Here is a 16,757-nt window from a genome sequence, read left to right on the forward strand (position 1 = left end):
TTTTTGGCTTGAGATTTTTACACTAATAGATTTTCTATACCTGTTGTTGTTCCTATGGTGGAAACTTGGATAACGCGGAGCGTGGCGTTAGCCATAATTACCGATTGTGATACTGAGGGGTGCGGAATGTGGGTTAGATGTAATATTTACCAAGAGATAAAGTTTGAATAAAAGTACGAGATTCAGGTACATTCTGAAAAATTTTGCCTATACTTTCTGCGTTGATAAAATCTAATGCTTTCTTCTTAAAGTCTTCATCACTAAGAGTTTTAAGTTCTTTAGTACCATAAAGTAAGGTTTTTAATTCTCCTGGTTTCTTACCATAAGCATCCTTAATTAATTTTTTGGGGTCTATTTTAGCAGCAGCTATAAATATTTCAGTTGAGGGAAACGTGACGACTGGAATTACTACAGGCAAATATTCGTGTGTATAACCGTCTCTTGCCTTGGCTCGATAAAATTCTTCTATACTTCCTACTAATATCTTAGATATACTGAATCTCCAGTCTTTAAAGTAGTCATCAGGAGCGGAAAGCGTCTGTTCAGTATCAGCAGTGAGCAATAAAATATCTCGGTTACAAATTGCTCCTATTTCCTTTTCAAACTCTGTAAAAGCTGTATAAAGAGTGTTTGTAACTGATTTTCTGAATTGTGAAGCTTGTTCACCTGTTAGATAGCAACCACTATTAATTTTATTTACCTCTTTACAATATCTTTCTACGGCATCATGAATGTTTTGCCGACTTAACTCAATATAATTAAGAGTTACATTATTTTCATCCCCATCAGATAAAATACACTCAGAGATTTTTTTAAAAATTGCCCTGTCAGTAGCACCATCTCCAACAATTGCTATGTTTCTCTCTAGCATTAGATTTTACCTGATTACCCAATTGTCCCTGAATACCAAAGTTCTGCCAACTGATACTTTGGTATCTCAACTATCTTTTTACCTGTAGTTTCATCATCTACTATATCACCTTCTACAGTACCTATACCTACAAGGGTTTCTAGAGATGTATTGAGATTTCTGACATCACTAGTTCTATTACGTTTTTCTAAGCGAACAGTATAAACATGATCTAAATGATCATGGAACTCACGTAAAACAGATGGACTATGAGATGTAATGATAAACTGAGATGTGAATCCCTCTGAAGTTGGAGATGTCATTTGCCAAATCCAACGCATTAGTTCTTGAATATTACCAGGATTTACACCATTTTCAATCTCTTCTAAAAGTATCAAAGTTGGTGGTCTATGAAGAGAAGCAAGAAGACTAATAGCTGCTGCTTTCATAAATCCATCTGAAACTGAATCTGGTGGAAATTCTTCGACAATTCCTTTTCTTCCTAAATCAAATTCCCAAACTAGTTTGGAAATATTATCATTATAGCGAACACCTTGAAAGTTATTTTCAAATCGTCTCATTAAAGCCGTAAATCTTGTAAATGTCCGTTCTTCTTTTTCTTTGATATATTTAATAACTGCTTGTAAACCGCGACCTGTATTACCTAATTCAGAAGGAATTTTAATAAAATCACTCTTTCCTATTTCATCGTGAAAATCATCAAGATTACGAATTTGATCATCTTTAACTAAACCTTTAAGAAAATCAGGTTGGAAGTGATAACTATATGTGTTTGCAAAATCCCCAAAAAAGTCTCTACATAATTTTTTTTCTGCTGCTTGTAGAGATGTATTATCTTCAATATCTTGTCTCAATGTCATTAAATTAGTTTGCTTATTATATCCACTGGTAATTATGTTTTCACCTGCACTATCTAGTTTTATACTTATCTTCTCTTTGCAAATAGCTGATTTTGGAAAATCTTTATTGTCAGATAACTCTATTTCATAAATAATACTTCCACTAGAGTTATTCCAAGCTATTTTAAATCCCATTGGTTCACCATCAGCTAGTCTATAGCGATGAGGATATAAGTCTCTGTGAACATTAACCCATTTTTCAGTATTTCCAGGACGACCTATTCTGACAAGTCTACAGAAATGTTGTATACCTGCTAAAAGATTAGACTTGCCCGAATTATTATTACCAATGAGTAAGGTGACTGGATGAAGGTCTATAGTAGTTAGCTTATGGGTTTTAAAGTTTTTAAGTGTAACTTGCGTAAACATAAGTTTTTTCTAGTAATGACTATCATTTTAGATTGTTACTATTAATAATACACCTGCTTGGCTACTAAAGAAAAGATGATAGATCCTTTTTCAAGAAGAATCTAATTATTTTATAGCGGTAAGTAATTGGACAAAAATATTTACAGTCATTGCGAGCGAAGCGAAGCAATCACAACCCTTGGAATTGCTTCATTTCACTTCGTTCCATATGGCTAACGCCACGCTGCGCCAACGCAATGACATTGTGTAATTAATTCTGTCTCACTACTTATCAATCCTGTAATTTAGGTTTTCGGTTTAAAAGTCGAAGCAACATGAAGTTCCTTCAATTGTTTTGCGTCTACATTTGCAGGAGCATCTGTTAACAAACAACGAGCTTGTTGAGTCTTAGGAAAAGCAATCACATCACGAATTGATTCCTCTCCAGATAACAACATTACCAAACGATCTACACCGTAAGCAATACCACCATGGGGAGGAGTGCCATATTCAAAAGCTTCTAACAAAAAGCCGAATTTACTTTGTGCTTCTTCCGTTGATAAACCAATAGCTGAAAACACCTGTTCTTGAACTTCTCGCTGATAAATTCGCAAACTTCCCCCACCAACTTCAAAGCCATTTAATACTAGATCATAAGCTTGAGCGCGGGCGGTTTTCAAATCGCTGATATCATCAGGATGAGGGGCTGTAAAAGGGTGATGTAATGCTTCTAAACGGTTTTCATCTGCATTCCATTCAAACATGGGAAATTCTGTCACCCACAGGAAGTTAATCTTATCTTTTTCAATTAACTTAAATTCCTTAGCCACAAATTGGCGAATTCTGTCCAAAGTTTTATTAACAGTGGACCTATCAGCTGCCGCAAATAATAACAAATGTCCAGCTTTTGCACCTGTTCTTGTTAATATTTCTTGCTTTTGTTCCGGTGTCAAATTATCTTTAATTGCGCCAATGGTGTCAATTTCGCCATTTTCTCGAACGCGAATATAAGCTAATCCTTTCGCACCTGCTTCTGCGGCTTCTCGGAAAATATCCCCACCTGGTTTAATGCGAACATTAGAAATGGCATCGTTACCGTTAGGAATGGGGAGAATTTTGACGATACCACCGTTAGCAACAGCTTCTCGAAAAACTTTAAAACCGGAATCTTTTAAAATGTCGGAAACATCAACTAATTCTAAACCATAGCGGGTGTCTGGTTTATCACTTCCGTAACGATTCATAGCTTCCGCGTAGGGAAGCCGAGGAAAAGGACGAGGTAAATCAATTCCTTTAACGGTTTTAAAAATATGACAAACTAACTTTTCATTGAGTTCAATAATTTCATCTTCAGACATGAAACTCATTTCCATGTCTAATTGGGTAAACTCTGGTTGTCTGTCAGCGCGTAAATCTTCATCCCGGAAACATCGCGCTACTTGATAGTATCTATCCATTCCCGATACCATCAATAATTGTTTGAATAGTTGCGGTGATTGCGGTAAAGCAAACCATTCACCTTCATTCACACGACTGGGAAGAATGTAATCTCGCGCCCCTTCGGGAGTAGAACGGGTAAGAATGGGGGTTTCAATTTCGATAAACCCTTCTAAGTCTTCCAGGTAGCGCCGCATGGCTTTGATGACTTGGTGACGCAATTGCATATTTTGCGCCATGCGTTCCCGTCGTAAGTCCAAATAACGATATTTTAACCGCAAATCTTCCCTGACTGTTTCCGTGTCTGCGGTGGAAACTTGGAAAGGTAACTGTTTACGGACGGCGTTGAGGAGTTCTATTTTATCAGCATAGATTTCGACTTCGCCTGTGGGTAGCCGGGGATTTAGAGATTCTGGGGGACGTTGGGTAACTCTACCGGTGATTGCCACAACGTATTCATTGCGGAGTGTGTTAGCTTGTTCGTAGGAGTCTGGGGTGCGCTGGGGGTCGCTGACGATTTGGACAATACCAGAGCGATCGCGCAAATCTAAGAATATCACACCACCGTGATCGCGGCGACGGTCTACCCATCCGTAAAAGGTAACAGTTTCACCAATATGTTCTTTTCGGAGTTCGCCGCAATAGTGAGTTCGCATAATTGTTAGTTCTTTGGTTCCGGGCTAGGTTGGGTAAATGTCAAGGCTTTCCCATTATCTAGCATCAATTGTCATTGTAGTAGTTTTAGTTCTGGAAAAATCAGTTATTTTAGCTTTGGCTTCAGGACGTTGGGTTACTCTACCGGTGATTGCTACAACGTATTTATTTCGGAACTTGTGTGTAACCGTAGATCAGAGACGGGGGAAGTGATCAGGGCGATTTCCTTTCTACAGGTTAAAAAATTTATTGACACCCGCTAATTAAATATGTATACTCAAAGTATATACATTGACCTAAGTTGTGAAGAGTGTTTGACTGGAGAAAACCTCAAGTTTAGTCCTGTAGATTTCTAACAAAATATTGGGAGATAACTATGACAACAGTTGTGGCAAAATGGGGAAACAGTTTAGCGATTCGGATTCCCAGATCCGTAGCTGAACAAGCGCAAGTAACGGAAGGGATAGCGATAAATTTTAGTGTGGAAGGTAACAGGATTGTGATTACACCACAAAAAAGAAAAAAATATACCCTGGATGAGTTGCTTGAAGGTATGACTCCTGATAAATTTCATCCTGAATTTGAAACTGGAAACGCTGTGGGGAATGAAGATTGGTAGTTAATTCTTATTTTCCCAATCGAGGAGATATTGTTAAATTAGAATTTGGGAACACACAAAGATTTACTGCTGATTCGATTAAGCGTGCATTTTCCCTGCAAGCGTCAGGAATGTCTTTTGATGATATTGCTAAGACATTAAATAACGAATTACAACAACTTGGGCGTGAACAAATCGGCTATCGTCCTGTTCTTGTTATATCTCCAATTAAATATAATCGAATGGCTTCTTTAGTTCTAGTGTGTCCTATAACTAGCAATCCAAAAGGGCTGAGTTTTGAAGTTCCACTTGTTGAGGGAATGAAAACAAAAGGAGTTGTGTTAGCTGACCAAATTAAAACACTAGATTGGAGAGCTAGAAAGGTAAAATTTGTTGAGAGTGTTACCCAAGATTTAATAGAAGAAGTACAAGCGAAACTTGAAACATTAATTTTATAAATCGCGCCTACGCGGACTCACGGAATTTAACCCACGAAGGTGGGTTTCGTCTGTGTAGCTGCGGTTTCTAACCGCCATTTTAACAGATATAATGGAAAGTATTAAGTAGGTTAGCATTCAAAATCGTCGTTATGGCAAGGCAAGAGGCAAAAGGCAAGAGGCAAGAGTGAAGAGGGTTTGGGCGATTTTACTTTTCTTTACACAGATTGGTTTTATTGTGTTCACCTACTTATTCAAGATTATTCAAGAGGTATGAATCATGACTGCTGTAACTTTACAAATACCACAATCATTAAAATTCACAGATGATGAATTTGTGGAAATAGTCGCTGCTAATAAAGATTTGCGTTTAGAATTATCACATCAAGGAGAATTAACTATTATGTCACCAACTGGAGGAGAAACAGGAAATCGTAATTTTGAAATGTGTCTTGATTTAGGGTATTGGAATCGCCAAAATAATTTAGGAAAAGCTTTCGATTCTTCCACAGGTTTTAAATTACCTAATGGTGCTACCCGTTCCCCAGATGTGTCTTGGATTAAAATAGAAAGATGGAATGTACTCACACCAGAACAAAGAAAAAAGTTTTTGCCTTTATGTCCCGATTTTGTGATTGAGTTAGTTTCTGAAAGTGATGATTTAGCAGATACTCAAGCAAAAATGCAGGAATTTATAGCCAATGGTTTACGTTTAGGGTGGTTAATTAATCCTAAAACCAAACAAGTAGAAATTTATCGTCAAAATCAAGAAATAGAAGTTTTACAATCTCCTATAAGTTTATCTGGAGAAGATGTATTACCAGGTTTTATTTTAGATTTACAGCCGATTTTTCTTTAAGTCTATATTTCAAGTTCCAGTTACTACACAGGCAAAACTCATCATTATGGGTTTCAAATCCATGCCTTCTTGGTATTCAGAAATTACCTCTTAAAAACTGATGACACCACCGTAATTATCGTAGTGCTGGCAATCAAACCGAAAGCCAAATTAACCAGTGACTGTGTAGCTTGCCTGTATACTTCAAATTTATCATTTGATTCTGCCACATCAGTTTTTAATTCTTCGAGTGAATTTAAGATTTTTTGTTGAAACTCTTCTTCTGACATTTTATTTATCTCCTTAGTTCACGATTTTGATATGGATTCAACAGTGTAACGCTATGACTGTGTAGACGCGCTTTCCAATTTCCAACCGCCGATTTTATTAACTTCTATCTATTCCATAATCTGTCAGTTTTCAGGTAACCAAGACCAGCAGAAAACTCAGAGACTGTTGGACTTTAGACTTAATGTAACTTGCCATGATTTAACCCTTGGATGTTTGTAATTCTGTATAGAGAATATACAGGACGGATAAATTATATTATACATAATGTATTTTGACAAAGGGCTTTTTTGATCGTTTGGTTAAATTTACCTAATGGGATTTTTAACCTGCGTAGGCAGATTTTGCCTGTATAGACGCGGTTTCCCACCGCTAATTTGATCAATTTATATCTATCCCGTAATCTGTCAGTTTTCAGGTAATCTGCCAACGGGAAGGCAGTAATGTAGTTTAGATATAGCTGAATGAGAAAACCCCACCTGATCTTTTATCTGTTAAATGCTATAATCAAACAAATGTAATTTACTTTTTCTATCAAAAAATGGAAACAATTGCCATTAAAGTTGATGCAGAAGTTGCCAAAGCCTATCAAGCAGCAGAACCGCAAAAACAGCAAAAAATTCAGACTATTGTGAACGATTTGCTCAAATTAATTATTCAAGATAAATCTCTAGATGACATTATCCAAGAAATGCAAGAACAAGGGAAAAATAGGGGATTAACTCCAGAAATTTTAAATGAGATTCTTCAGAATGGATGAATTACGTTTTGTTGTTGATACAAACATTTTAGTTAGTGCCGTTTTGATTAAGTCATCTATTCCAGATGTGGCATTCAAAAAAGCCAGAAGTTTAGGAATAATTTTATTTTCAGATGCGACTTTTCAAGAACTACAAGAAATCCTTAATCGGTCAAAATTCGATAAATATATTTCTGTGAGTATTCGTACTCAATTCTTAGCTAAATTCAAACTTGAATCAGAAGAAACTGAAATAGTTAAGATGATTAAGGAGTGTAGAGATCCAAAAGATGATAAATTTCTTGAGGTTGCTATTAATGGTAATGCAACTCATATTATTACAGGAGATAAAGATTTATTAGAACTTCATCCCTTTCAAGGAGTTGATATTATTACCGCCACGCAATTTTTAGAAATTTTCTCAGTTTGATCATAAAATATGATAAGACAGAAATCTTTTAACCTGCGTAGGCAGGTTTTGCCCGTGTAGACGCGGTTTCCAACCGCCCAAAAATGGCTTAAACCCCAGTCGTTGCCGAAATATCAATTAACCAGCGAACAGTTTGTGGGACAGCAATCACAATTAATAACACAATAAACTGTAAAACTATAAAAGGAATCGCACTTTTATGAATATCTAATGTACTCACTTCTTTAGGGGCAACACTTTGTAAATAAAACAAAGAAAAGCCCACAGGTGGAGAAATAAATGCGGTTTGTAAATTCACTGCCATTACCACACCAAACCACACCATATCAATATTTAAAGCCTGTGCCGCTGGTACTAATAAAGGCATAGCAATAAAGCAAATTTCAATAAATTCTAAAAAAGCTCCTAAAATAAAAATCACGATATTACTAACAATTAGAAATCCCCAATATCCTCCGGGTAAACCTATTAATAAATTAGTAATCAGAGTTTTTCCACCTAAAGCATCAAACACCAAACTAAACATAGAAGAACAGAATAAAATCATCACCACCAAAGCCGTAATCACTGCGGTAGAATGGGCAGCATCACGAATTAATTGTGGTGTAAGACGTTTATTAAAAGCTGCGAGAATAGAAGCCCCAACAGCACCTACAGCCCCGGCTTCTGTGGGAGTTGCCACACCAAAGAATATACTTCCCAACACCGCAAAAATTAAAATAATTGGGGGTACAACAGCTTTAAAAACTTGTTTAATTAATTGAGTACCTTGAGGAATTACCACATCATCAGGGATAAGTGGCACTTTTTCCGGTTGAAAAAAAGCTAGTCCTAAAATATAGAGAATATAGGAAGTAGATAACATTAATCCGGGAATTAATGCCCCTAAAAATAAATCTCCCACAGAAACACCAATTTGATCACTGAGAATCACTAAAACTAAACTGGGAGGAATTAACTGGGCTAAAGTACCAGAGGCAATAATTACTCCTGAAGCTAATTTTTTATCATAGCCATAGCGTAACATCAGCGGTAATGATAACATTCCCATCACAATTACTGTGGCGGCTACAACTCCAGTTGTGGCTGCTAAAACAGTTCCTACTAAGACAACTGCTAAAGCTAATCCTCCTCTGACACGACTTAATACAATGCCAATAGTTTCTAATAATTCTTCAGCTAATCCTGACTTTTCTAGAACTGCGCCCAAAAACACAAAGAAGGGAATAGCAAGTAAGGTAAAATTCGACATTGTGCCAAACCAACTATTAGGTAATAGGAGGAGACGCGCCGGATTAAAAGACCCAACTGCTGTACCAATAAGTCCAAAAACAATGGCTGTGCCGGCAAAAGAAAAAGCGACAGGAAAGCCACTCATGAGAATAAAGAAAAAGCCGACAAACATTAAAATTGCTAACCATTCAGAACCCATAATTATCTCCTATTCAATATTGATATTTTCAGAAGTTTCTAAGCGAATTTGTTCTGCTACTTGTTGATAGCCTAATAATACGGCTAAATATTTAATTGTTTGAGAAATACTTTGTAAAAGCAGGAAAAATAATGCCACAGGAACCATAGTTTTTATGGGTGCGCGGGGTAACCCATTCGCGTCAGAAGATATTTCCCATGTTCCCCAACTACCATCAGTTAACCTTCCCCAAGATTGTAAAACAGGGTTGAATGTTACCCAAATGCCAATTAAACAAAAGGGAATTAAAAATAAAACTGTGCCAACAAAATCAACTAAGGCGCGTTTTTTTTCACTCATATTAGTATAGAGAAAATCAACCCGCACATTTTCTCCATGACGTAAAATATAAACAAAGCCGAATAAGAATGTGAGAGAAAATAAGTACCATTGCAGTTCTAATAAGGCATTAGAAGACAATTGCACGCCGATGAAGCGACCCATATAACGGGCAACAACGTTAAAGAAACCGACTCCAATGGTCAGTAAAACCAGCCAATTTGATAACCATCCTAATTTATCAGCACCATTGTCAATAAACTGCGAAAATTTTAATAGCTTACTGATGAAAGCAAATCTTTTTGAGTGACGCATAGAACATAATAAATTAAAGGCAAGACTTGAGAATACAGTCAGCCATTCAGCCAGGGAATAAATTCCCTGTCTAAAGACTCAGAAATCGTCCCAGGTTTAGTCATTTTTTATCTCGTTCCCAGTCTCTGACTGGGAATGCCCTAACAGAGGCTCTGCCTCTTTTTTTATTGAAGGCAGAGCCTTCTCGAATTCATTCCCATACAGAGTATGGGAACGAGAAACCGCCCGTTTTACTGAAGTATTAATTAATCAATTTTTCTACCTCCAAAATATCCAAATTTGTTAATTGTGCCACTTGTTCTCCAGACATTCCATTCTGTAACAACTTAATAGCAACTTGTCTTAATTGCAATTCGGCTTGTTCAGCCCGTTGTTTTTCCTGTTCTGCAATTTGTTCTATTTCATCTGCTCTTTGTTGTGTAATTATTACCATTTCCTGAGAAGTGGGAAATAATTCACCGTCCAAAGTTGCCCAGCGTAACCAAGTTGCATCAACACCTCTGTAATTACCTTGCCAACGCACTAAAGCCAAATCTAAAACTTTGCTTACCAATTGATTTTTTTCATTTAGGGCAATCCGTTGATATGCACCACTATTAAGATCAAAACCTGCAAAATCATTGGGGTTAAACGGGTCATACCAGAAATATTCAGAAACCCGCATTTGATTTTGATAAATCAATTTTTTCTGATTTTTATCATTATTAGCTGTGGTTTCTGAAAGTAATTCAATTACCACATCTGGGGGTTTTCCTTCTTCCCAAACTACCCAAGAAAGTCGTTCTGTTTTTGGCACACCCAAAACAGCAAAGAAATCTGGACCGCGAAAATCTTGATTTTTTAATTGTGCTAAACTGTAGTAGACAAACATATTGCCACCTACATATCCATCAGCCCTTTGATCTAACCAAGGCTGAATCGTATCAATTAAAATATCCATTTGTAATTTATGTCTTTGTGTCTCCATGGGGATACCATCATCACAAGGAAGTTCTGCCTGGGTGGGTGGCAGTTTAATGCTAGGTTCAGCCAAAACAGTTTCTAACATAGCCGTTAAATTTAGTTAGAAATTACTTAATATTTTTATACTAATCTGAAATGATCAGCAATTGGCAAAATTATAAGAAATAATAAGTTTTAAGTGTATCAGCACCATAGAATCAAACTGTATAAGGAAAAGTAAACAAGTCTAAAACCTTTTTTCCCCGTGCCTTGTCCCAACGAAAAATTTTAACATCAACCTACCCTGTAGTGGCTAAAATTTTACATGATTATGATATTGTAGGTAAATCTTACTAATATTCATTTTTATGAAACGTCGAGCTATTGTTAACAGATTATCTCAAAGTGCGATCGCAGCTACAGGAGTCGCAATTGTTGGTGGTTGTCAAAAGGCGCAAAATCAAGCATCTACAGGTCAAACCGATATCAGTAACCTACCGACAATCAAGTGGCAAATGGCTACAAGTTGGCCATTGTCTTTAGAAACTATTTTTGGCGGAGCGCAGGTTTTAGCAGAGCGCGTCAAAGTTCTCACTAATGGGAAATTTATCATCGAACCCCGTGCGGCTGGAGAAATAGCCCCCGGTTTAGAAGTTCTCAATGTGGTTTCCCAAGGTGCAGTCCAAGCCGGACATACTGCTGCTTATTACTACATTGGTAAAAGTCCCGCTCTAGGATTTGGTACATCAGTACCATTTGGACTCAATGCCCAACAACAAAATGCTTGGTTATATGAAGGTGGAGGTTTAACCAAACTGCGGGAAATTTACGCCAGTAAATTTAATGTGATTCAATTTCCTGCGGGAAATACGGGGACACAAATGGGGGGATGGTTTCGTAACGAAGTCAAAACACTTAATGATCTCAAGGGCTTAAAAATGCGGATTCCCGGTTTAGGCGGGCAAGTTATGGCTAAACTGGGAGTAACCGTACAGACTCTCCCTGGTGGGGAAATTTTCCAAGCCTTACAAACAGGTGCTATTGACGCGGCTGAATGGGTGGGACCCTATGATGATGAAAAATTGGGTTTAAATAAAGTCGCTAAATTTTATTATTATCCAGGTTGGTGGGAACCAGGTCCAACTTTAGAAGTACAAGTTAATTTGGACGAATGGAAAAAGTTACCACCGCAATACCAAGCAGCTTTAGAAACCGCTGCATATCAGTCGAATACAACAATGTTAGCTCGTTATGATACCCGTAATAGTGAAGCATTAGAGAAACTATTAAAAACCGGGGTTCAACTGCGTGCTTATAGTCAAGAAATTTTGGAAGCAGCGGAAAAAGCCTCTTTTGCTTTATATGATGAATTTGCGGCTAAAGATGCTGATTTTAAAGCCGTTTATGAACAGTGGAAACCTTTTAGAGATCGGATGTATGCTTGGAATAATCTCAATGAAGGCAGTTTAACCCGTTATGCCTATGGGAAACTGAAAGTAGGGAAATAATTAAGAATGTCAGCCAGAGATTTATTTCGGGTTTGCTGAATAAGTTGTCTGTGAGGGCTAGAAGTATGGCTAACGCCACGCTGCGCTATCAGGAGGATTTAGAAGAAGTTAGAATTGATTTAGGTGCAGTTAGGTGCAGAAAGATTAATTGCTGCGGATAAAGGAGAAGAAAAGATTGCTGTAGAAATCAAAAACTTTGCTAGTAGCTCAGCAGTAAGTGAATTTCATCCTGCATTGACGTTAACTGCGTTGCTCTTCAATATATTTTTTCACTGTTTCTGTACAAATATTCCCAGCGGTACTAACAAAATAATTTGGTGCCCACAACGTAGGTATTTTTAAAAGTTCAGGAAATTCTTTCCACCAGATGATGAGACGCTCTCCCCTTAATTTTCCTCATATATAATACTAGATAGATCATCGGTTGGCAACACATTTAAAAACAGATGGACATGATCTGGCATAATCTCCATAGCAATAATTTTCCACCTATTTTCTATAACCAACTCACAGATAATTTGCTGTAACCTCTGGTGCAATAGCACCTACTAGGACTTTTTTTCGGCGCTTAGGAATAAATACAAAGTGGTAATTCAGTAGTGATACCGCATTACTCTCGTACCTTCGAGAAGCCGCTCCGCGTCTACGGTTTTTTTCCGTTCACCTACTTAGTCACTCTCACAGCTAAAATTTTAATAGGCAACATCAATGGTGCATCAAATGTTCAAGCGGCTAATTCAATGGCTCAAAAAAATTTTTCGGCACTTGTTTGGTGGTAAACAAAATCTCACCCTCAGTCGAGAGGAAGTCCGCACACAAGTAGCTCCACCCCTAAGTGATACAGATTTAGAATTTCTATTTACAGAACTACTAGAAGGGGTTCATCAAGTCAAGGGACAAGCTTGGGCGCAAAAATGGTTACATAGTCTTGAACATCGTGTTAGTACGGAACAGTGGTTAGAATGGTTAATCCGTCTTGGAGACAGATTATTAGCATCTGCTAAACCTCATAATGAATTAGCAGCCAGATTAGTCCAACTTGGTGAGCTAGGAGTTGGGGAAATCAGTAATCTGTCCTACAATATAGGCATGAAAGTCTTAACACTTAATCCAGGAGAACCAATTTGGGAATATGACGGTCCTGATCTAGTGGAGAGTAATCCCTTAGTATCTGCCAACACAGAGGAAAATTTATCCGAAGGGGAATACAAAACTGTTACCCTAGATGAACTGTTGATGATGTTACAACAGGATGAGAACCTATGTGAGCAAATCTCCCAACAACTAGGAGTGGAAACACAAAATCCCGAAGAGATTATTCAGGCATTGGTTAATCAGTATAATGAAGCGAACGAACCTTCTGTATAATAAAAACTGAGGACTGACACTTTTCGTGATTATAGTCTTCAGTTCTAGGAAACACAGGATTAGGGAAAATTACGCTTTTTGTGAAATAGTATAAAAAGGATTTTTAACTCAGTCTGATGAAGACAAGTCCCATAACTCAAGTTTGATTTGTTCGGTGTAGCTATTAGTATTGTTACGCAGGTCTATTAAATTTTCTAGACCTTTCCGTAATTAATAATTTTTTTGACACAACAATAGCTACAATCTAGGAGAAAGAAAATCCCATAAATTGGCAGATGTTCAGGTGGCTCTTGCAGTGGCTTAACAGATTTTTACAGTACCCCTTTGGCAGTCTTGGGATAAGTGATCCCAAGTCTAGTCAAGGCAATCTGGTGGCAGATCAACCACCAGAACTTACGAATGCGGATCTAGAGTCCTTATTTAACGAACTCCTAGAAGGAGTACATCAAGCGCGAGGACAACAATGGGCATTCAAGTATTTACAGCGGATGGAACCGCGTATTACTGTTGACCGTTGGATAGATTGGCTGTTGATATTTGGAGACAAATTATTAGCTTCTCCCGCACCGAATCTTCAGTTAGCGGAGCGGATGGTGAAACTGGGTGAGTTGAGTATTGGAGAGGTTAGTAACTTGTCCTATGACATTGGGATGCAGCTATTGCGGCGCAATCTTAATCAGGAGTATGAAAGTACGCAAGAGTCACAGGAGTGGGAAATTTCCATCCCTACACAGGAGGAGTTAGATACTCCTGGTCAAGAATTGCTGCGCCAATTTGGGGAGCAAATCTGGCAATATCAGGAAATGGAACCTCTGAGTCATCCACAATCCCCAATGGTTGAGGATCTATTCACTAGTGAGTCTCTAGAGTTAAGTCATGAGTCTTTGGCTGAAGATATTTTTGACAATACTGCCAAAACGGAAAATGACTATCAGAGTTATGAGCATAAAATTCAGGAATTTTCCCAGAATGTTGAGGATGTAATTGCCGATCCAGAATCTCGAATGGAGAAAAGCTGGCATGAGCCTTGGGTAAATTTAGAACCGCAGTTAGCATCCACTTTCGATGAGTTGGTGGTGCGGTTAGAGCAAAGTAACAATCTTGTTCAGCAGTTAGCGTCGGAATTGGCAATTCGTGATGGTCAGATTGTGCAGCAATCTAGATCACAAATGGTTGTTACTAATCCGGCAGAAAGTTTATTTTATGAAGGGTTACAGCAAGCTAAGGCTGGAAACTTATTAGCGGCTTTGGATTTGTATGAACGAGCTAGTCAAATCCAACCTCAAGCTTATGAATATTGGTTTAATCAGGGGCTGACACTGTTTTATTTGCAACGGTTTACAGAGGCGATCGCTGCTTATGACCAAACACTGGCTCTCAAACCCGATTTCTATAAGGTTTGGTATAGCCGAGGCGGTATTCTCGGTGAGTTGGGAGACTTTGATGCGGCTGTTGCTTCTTTTAATCAAGCGATCGCTATTCAACCAAATTACCAACCAGCTTGGTCTAGCAGAGGCTTGGCATTACTCAAGTTAGGTTTGATCGGGGAAGCCATTGATAGTTATGATCAAGCTTTGAATTTAGAACCCCAAGATGCGGAAACTTGGTATTACCGAGGTATAGCTTTAGCTGTGGTTGAGCAATATGCAGAGGCGATCGCTAGTTACGACCAAGCTCTCCATCTCGAACCCAACTATCATGAAGTATGGATAGACCGGGGGGTAGTGCTATTTAGTTTAAAACAATGGTCAGAAGCGATTGAGTCTTGGGATCAAGCCCTGGCTGTGCAACCAGAATTTTATTTAGCTTGGTATAACCGGGGTGTGTCCTTTGAAAACTTAGGTTGTCGGGAAGATGCGATCGCCTCCTATCAACAAGCGATCGCCATCAAACCCGATTTCCATCCGGCATGGTATAATCAAGCTGTAGCCCTATTTTACCTAGATCGTTTCCCTCAAGCCATTTCCTGCTATGACAGTGCCTTGGAAATGAAACTAGACTATTGGGAAGCTTGGCTAGGAAGAGGGGCGGCTGCTGGTCATCTCACCCCCCAACAATCATCACTAATTATCGTTAGTAGCATTTCTGCCGCCAATCCCAACCTGAACTTAGGCGGTTATGAAGGCAAATTAGCCAGTTATCAAGAAGGTTTAAAATATCTTCGCCCCGATACTCATCCAGAAGGTTGGGGAAGATTACATATAGCTGTTGGTAATACTTATTACGAGCAAGGCAAAAAAGAAACTGCACATCGGGATTATTGGCATCATGCCATGTCTGAATACCAATTGGCACTATCCACCCTAACACCAGAAGATTTTCCCGAATTCCATTTAGAAATTTTGCAACTTCTCGCCAAAGTCCTTGTCTGCTTAGGAGAAACAACAACCGCACAAGAACTACAAAAATGGGGAATTGAACTATTACAACAATTACTCACTCAGCCCACTCGTTCTGATGAAAATAAAAAACAACTGTTACTAAAATTCGTAGGTTTGGGACAACTAGCAGTTGATTTGGCTGTAAATACAGGAGATTTAGTAGAAGCTTGGGAAATCGCTGAACAGGGTAAAAATAATTGTTTACAGTGGTTAATACCTGATTTAAATTATCAACTTCAGTCGGGAAATTATTACGTTATTCAGAAATTACTGAATCCCTCCACAGCTATAATTTATTGGCATATTAGTCCAGCCGCTTTGCACACATTCATTATCAAAGATCAAGCCCCATCTCCCATTTTACTTTTTACACCTATCCAAGATATAGAAGCAATTCCAGAGGGAGTAAGACGCTTAATTGAGCTTGAACAATGGTTAGCAGATTGGCAACAGTCAGCAACACTATCCAAACTATTAGAGTTGCAAAATATCTTGAATATTTCCACAATTATTCAAGAATTGGAAGGGGTAGAGACAATCATTTTAATTCCCCACCGTGACTTGTACAAGTTACCTTTGCACAGTTTATTTAATCTGTCTTTTGTTTCGGTAGCCTCTGCAAAGGTGGCAAATTACAATATTAGCTATCTACCCAGTGTAGCTATGGGAGTTTATTTACAATCTCAATCATCTTCTAATGGTCATCAGGACTATCCTCTACTTAAATCTGATAGCGAAGCGCGATATAGGAATCAATTAGCATCAGAAATCATTAGCGAAACCTTTGCTATTTCTCAGGATTTTCTGAGTTATTAAGAGATGATTGTTAACAGTTGACTGTTAAGGTAATACTGCTCGGTTAAGCCTAAAAAGTAATTATACGGTAGGTTGGGTTGAGGAACGAAACCCAACATTATCAAGGATTTTGTTAGGTTTCGCTGTTAAGGGACTGCC

The 16,757-nt window shown here is 38.1% G+C and carries 15 protein-coding genes and 2 pseudogenes; 9 read left to right on the forward strand and 8 right to left on the reverse strand.

Going from position 1 to position 16,757, the window contains the following annotated elements; all coding sequences use genetic code 11:
* Window positions 1-133: 133 nt before the first annotated feature.
* The 3 genes from FJR37_RS05125 to aspS form a co-directional block, all read right to left on the reverse strand.
* A complete protein-coding gene (locus FJR37_RS05125; RefSeq protein WP_168465479.1) occupies window positions 134-871 on the reverse strand; it encodes a hypothetical protein in 738 nt (245 codons plus the stop codon).
* A gap of 14 nt (window positions 872-885) precedes the next feature.
* Window positions 886-2,139 carry an AAA family ATPase gene (locus tag FJR37_RS05130; protein WP_168465480.1) on the reverse strand — a complete coding sequence of 418 codons (1,254 nt, stop codon included), beginning with the start codon at window positions 2,137-2,139 and terminating at the stop codon, window positions 886-888.
* Window positions 2,140-2,423: 284 nt separating this feature from the next.
* Complete coding sequence (gene aspS / locus FJR37_RS05135) at window positions 2,424-4,211, reverse strand: aspartate--tRNA ligase (RefSeq protein WP_168465481.1); 1,788 nt, start codon at window positions 4,209-4,211, stop codon at window positions 2,424-2,426.
* A 374-nt stretch (window positions 4,212-4,585) separates the two neighbouring features.
* On the opposite strand from aspS, the gene FJR37_RS05140 reads away from it, so the two are divergent.
* The 3 genes from FJR37_RS05140 to FJR37_RS05150 all read left to right on the forward strand — a co-directional run bounded on the left by FJR37_RS05140 (window position 4,586) and on the right by FJR37_RS05150 (window position 6,103).
* A complete protein-coding gene (locus tag FJR37_RS05140) occupies window positions 4,586-4,828 on the forward strand; it encodes an AbrB/MazE/SpoVT family DNA-binding domain-containing protein (protein WP_027402219.1) in 243 nt (80 codons plus the stop codon).
* Window positions 4,822-5,265, forward strand: a complete 444-nt coding sequence (locus FJR37_RS05145; RefSeq protein WP_027402220.1) for a type II toxin-antitoxin system PemK/MazF family toxin — start codon at window positions 4,822-4,824, stop codon at window positions 5,263-5,265. The genes FJR37_RS05140 and FJR37_RS05145 overlap by 7 nt, the downstream gene beginning before the upstream one ends.
* Window positions 5,266-5,524: 259 nt before the next feature.
* Window positions 5,525-6,103 carry a Uma2 family endonuclease gene (locus FJR37_RS05150; protein WP_028091459.1) on the forward strand — a complete coding sequence of 193 codons (579 nt, stop codon included), beginning with the start codon at window positions 5,525-5,527 and terminating at the stop codon, window positions 6,101-6,103.
* A gap of 83 nt (window positions 6,104-6,186) precedes the next feature.
* On the opposite strand, the gene FJR37_RS05155 is transcribed toward FJR37_RS05150, so the two are convergent.
* Entirely contained in the window at window positions 6,187-6,372 is a 186-nt protein-coding gene (locus tag FJR37_RS05155) for a hypothetical protein (RefSeq protein ID WP_168465482.1), read from the reverse strand.
* 539 nt (window positions 6,373-6,911) lie between these two features.
* Here FJR37_RS05155 and FJR37_RS05160 point away from each other — a divergent pair.
* Entirely contained in the window at window positions 6,912-7,130 is a 219-nt protein-coding gene (locus FJR37_RS05160) for a hypothetical protein (RefSeq protein ID WP_039199250.1), read from the forward strand.
* Entirely contained in the window at window positions 7,108-7,539 is a 432-nt protein-coding gene (locus FJR37_RS05165; protein WP_235334439.1) for a putative toxin-antitoxin system toxin component, PIN family, read from the forward strand. Before FJR37_RS05160 ends, FJR37_RS05165 begins: the two co-directional genes overlap by 23 nt.
* 88 nt (window positions 7,540-7,627) lie before the next feature.
* On the opposite strand, the gene FJR37_RS05170 is transcribed toward FJR37_RS05165, so the two are convergent.
* The 3 genes from FJR37_RS05170 to FJR37_RS05180 all read right to left on the reverse strand — a co-directional run bounded on the left by FJR37_RS05170 (window position 7,628) and on the right by FJR37_RS05180 (window position 10,652).
* Window positions 7,628-8,971 (reverse strand): TRAP transporter large permease subunit, encoded by a 1,344-nt coding sequence (locus tag FJR37_RS05170; RefSeq protein ID WP_039199252.1) that lies wholly within the window; start codon window positions 8,969-8,971, stop codon window positions 7,628-7,630.
* 9 nt (window positions 8,972-8,980) lie between these two features.
* Window positions 8,981-9,604 carry a TRAP transporter small permease subunit gene (locus FJR37_RS05175; RefSeq protein ID WP_174763392.1) on the reverse strand — a complete coding sequence of 208 codons (624 nt, stop codon included), beginning with the start codon at window positions 9,602-9,604 and terminating at the stop codon, window positions 8,981-8,983.
* Between the two features lie 241 nt (window positions 9,605-9,845).
* Window positions 9,846-10,652, reverse strand: coding sequence for a Uma2 family endonuclease (locus tag FJR37_RS05180; protein ID WP_039199254.1), 807 nt, complete (start codon window positions 10,650-10,652; stop codon window positions 9,846-9,848).
* Between the two features lie 262 nt (window positions 10,653-10,914).
* Here FJR37_RS05180 and FJR37_RS05185 point away from each other — a divergent pair, with 262 nt between their 5' ends.
* Together FJR37_RS05185 and FJR37_RS26835 are read left to right on the forward strand one after the other, a co-directional pair.
* Entirely contained in the window at window positions 10,915-12,054 is a 1,140-nt protein-coding gene (locus FJR37_RS05185) for a TRAP transporter substrate-binding protein (RefSeq protein WP_039199256.1), read from the forward strand.
* 123 nt (window positions 12,055-12,177) lie between these two features.
* A pseudogene (locus tag FJR37_RS26835) lies at window positions 12,178-12,291 on the forward strand (element excision factor XisH family protein); the annotation flags it as partial.
* Between the two features lie 3 nt (window positions 12,292-12,294).
* Here FJR37_RS26835 and tnpA read toward each other — a convergent pair.
* Window positions 12,295-12,651 (reverse strand): annotated as a pseudogene (gene tnpA, locus FJR37_RS05195) (IS200/IS605 family transposase).
* Window positions 12,652-12,774: 123 nt separating this feature from the next.
* On the opposite strand from tnpA, the gene FJR37_RS05200 reads away from it, so the two are divergent.
* Together FJR37_RS05200 and FJR37_RS05205 are read left to right on the forward strand one after the other, a co-directional pair.
* Window positions 12,775-13,422 (forward strand): hypothetical protein, encoded by a 648-nt coding sequence (locus tag FJR37_RS05200; protein WP_254434515.1) that lies wholly within the window; start codon window positions 12,775-12,777, stop codon window positions 13,420-13,422.
* A 275-nt stretch (window positions 13,423-13,697) separates the two neighbouring features.
* Window positions 13,698-16,619: a tetratricopeptide repeat protein gene (locus FJR37_RS05205; RefSeq protein ID WP_052149722.1), complete on the forward strand. Its 2,922-nt coding sequence runs from the start codon at window positions 13,698-13,700 to the stop codon at window positions 16,617-16,619.
* Window positions 16,620-16,757 lie beyond the last annotated feature (138 nt).

This window comes from Aphanizomenon sp. UHCC 0183, from assembly GCF_009712065.1.
In the GTDB taxonomy this organism is placed as follows: Bacteria; Cyanobacteriota; Cyanobacteriia; order Cyanobacteriales; family Nostocaceae; genus Dolichospermum; species Dolichospermum heterosporum.

What these genes read in the sequence shown, in the direction of transcription:
- FJR37_RS05125 (WP_168465479.1), bottom strand. Translation starts at nt 871, where the DNA reads ATGCTAGAGAGAAACATAGCAATTGTTGGAGATGGTGCTACTGACAGG.
- FJR37_RS05130 (WP_168465480.1), bottom strand. Translation starts at nt 2,139, where the DNA reads ATGTTTACGCAAGTTACACTTAAAAACTTTAAAACCCATAAGCTAACT.
- aspS (WP_168465481.1), bottom strand. Translation starts at nt 4,211, where the DNA reads ATGCGAACTCACTATTGCGGCGAACTCCGAAAAGAACATATTGGTGAA.
- FJR37_RS05140 (WP_027402219.1), top strand. Translation starts at nt 4,586, where the DNA reads ATGACAACAGTTGTGGCAAAATGGGGAAACAGTTTAGCGATTCGGATT.
- FJR37_RS05150 (WP_028091459.1), top strand. Translation starts at nt 5,525, where the DNA reads ATGACTGCTGTAACTTTACAAATACCACAATCATTAAAATTCACAGAT.
- FJR37_RS05155 (WP_168465482.1), bottom strand. Translation starts at nt 6,372, where the DNA reads ATGTCAGAAGAAGAGTTTCAACAAAAAATCTTAAATTCACTCGAAGAA.
- FJR37_RS05160 (WP_039199250.1), top strand. Translation starts at nt 6,912, where the DNA reads ATGGAAACAATTGCCATTAAAGTTGATGCAGAAGTTGCCAAAGCCTAT.
- FJR37_RS05165 (WP_235334439.1), top strand. Translation starts at nt 7,108, where the DNA reads ATGAGATTCTTCAGAATGGATGAATTACGTTTTGTTGTTGATACAAAC.
- FJR37_RS05170 (WP_039199252.1), bottom strand. Translation starts at nt 8,971, where the DNA reads ATGGGTTCTGAATGGTTAGCAATTTTAATGTTTGTCGGCTTTTTCTTT.
- FJR37_RS05175 (WP_174763392.1), bottom strand. Translation starts at nt 9,604, where the DNA reads ATGCGTCACTCAAAAAGATTTGCTTTCATCAGTAAGCTATTAAAATTT.
- FJR37_RS05180 (WP_039199254.1), bottom strand. Translation starts at nt 10,652, where the DNA reads ATGTTAGAAACTGTTTTGGCTGAACCTAGCATTAAACTGCCACCCACC.
- FJR37_RS05185 (WP_039199256.1), top strand. Translation starts at nt 10,915, where the DNA reads ATGAAACGTCGAGCTATTGTTAACAGATTATCTCAAAGTGCGATCGCA.
- FJR37_RS05200 (WP_254434515.1), top strand. Translation starts at nt 12,775, where the DNA reads ATGTTCAAGCGGCTAATTCAATGGCTCAAAAAAATTTTTCGGCACTTG.
- FJR37_RS05205 (WP_052149722.1), top strand. Translation starts at nt 13,698, where the DNA reads ATGTTCAGGTGGCTCTTGCAGTGGCTTAACAGATTTTTACAGTACCCC.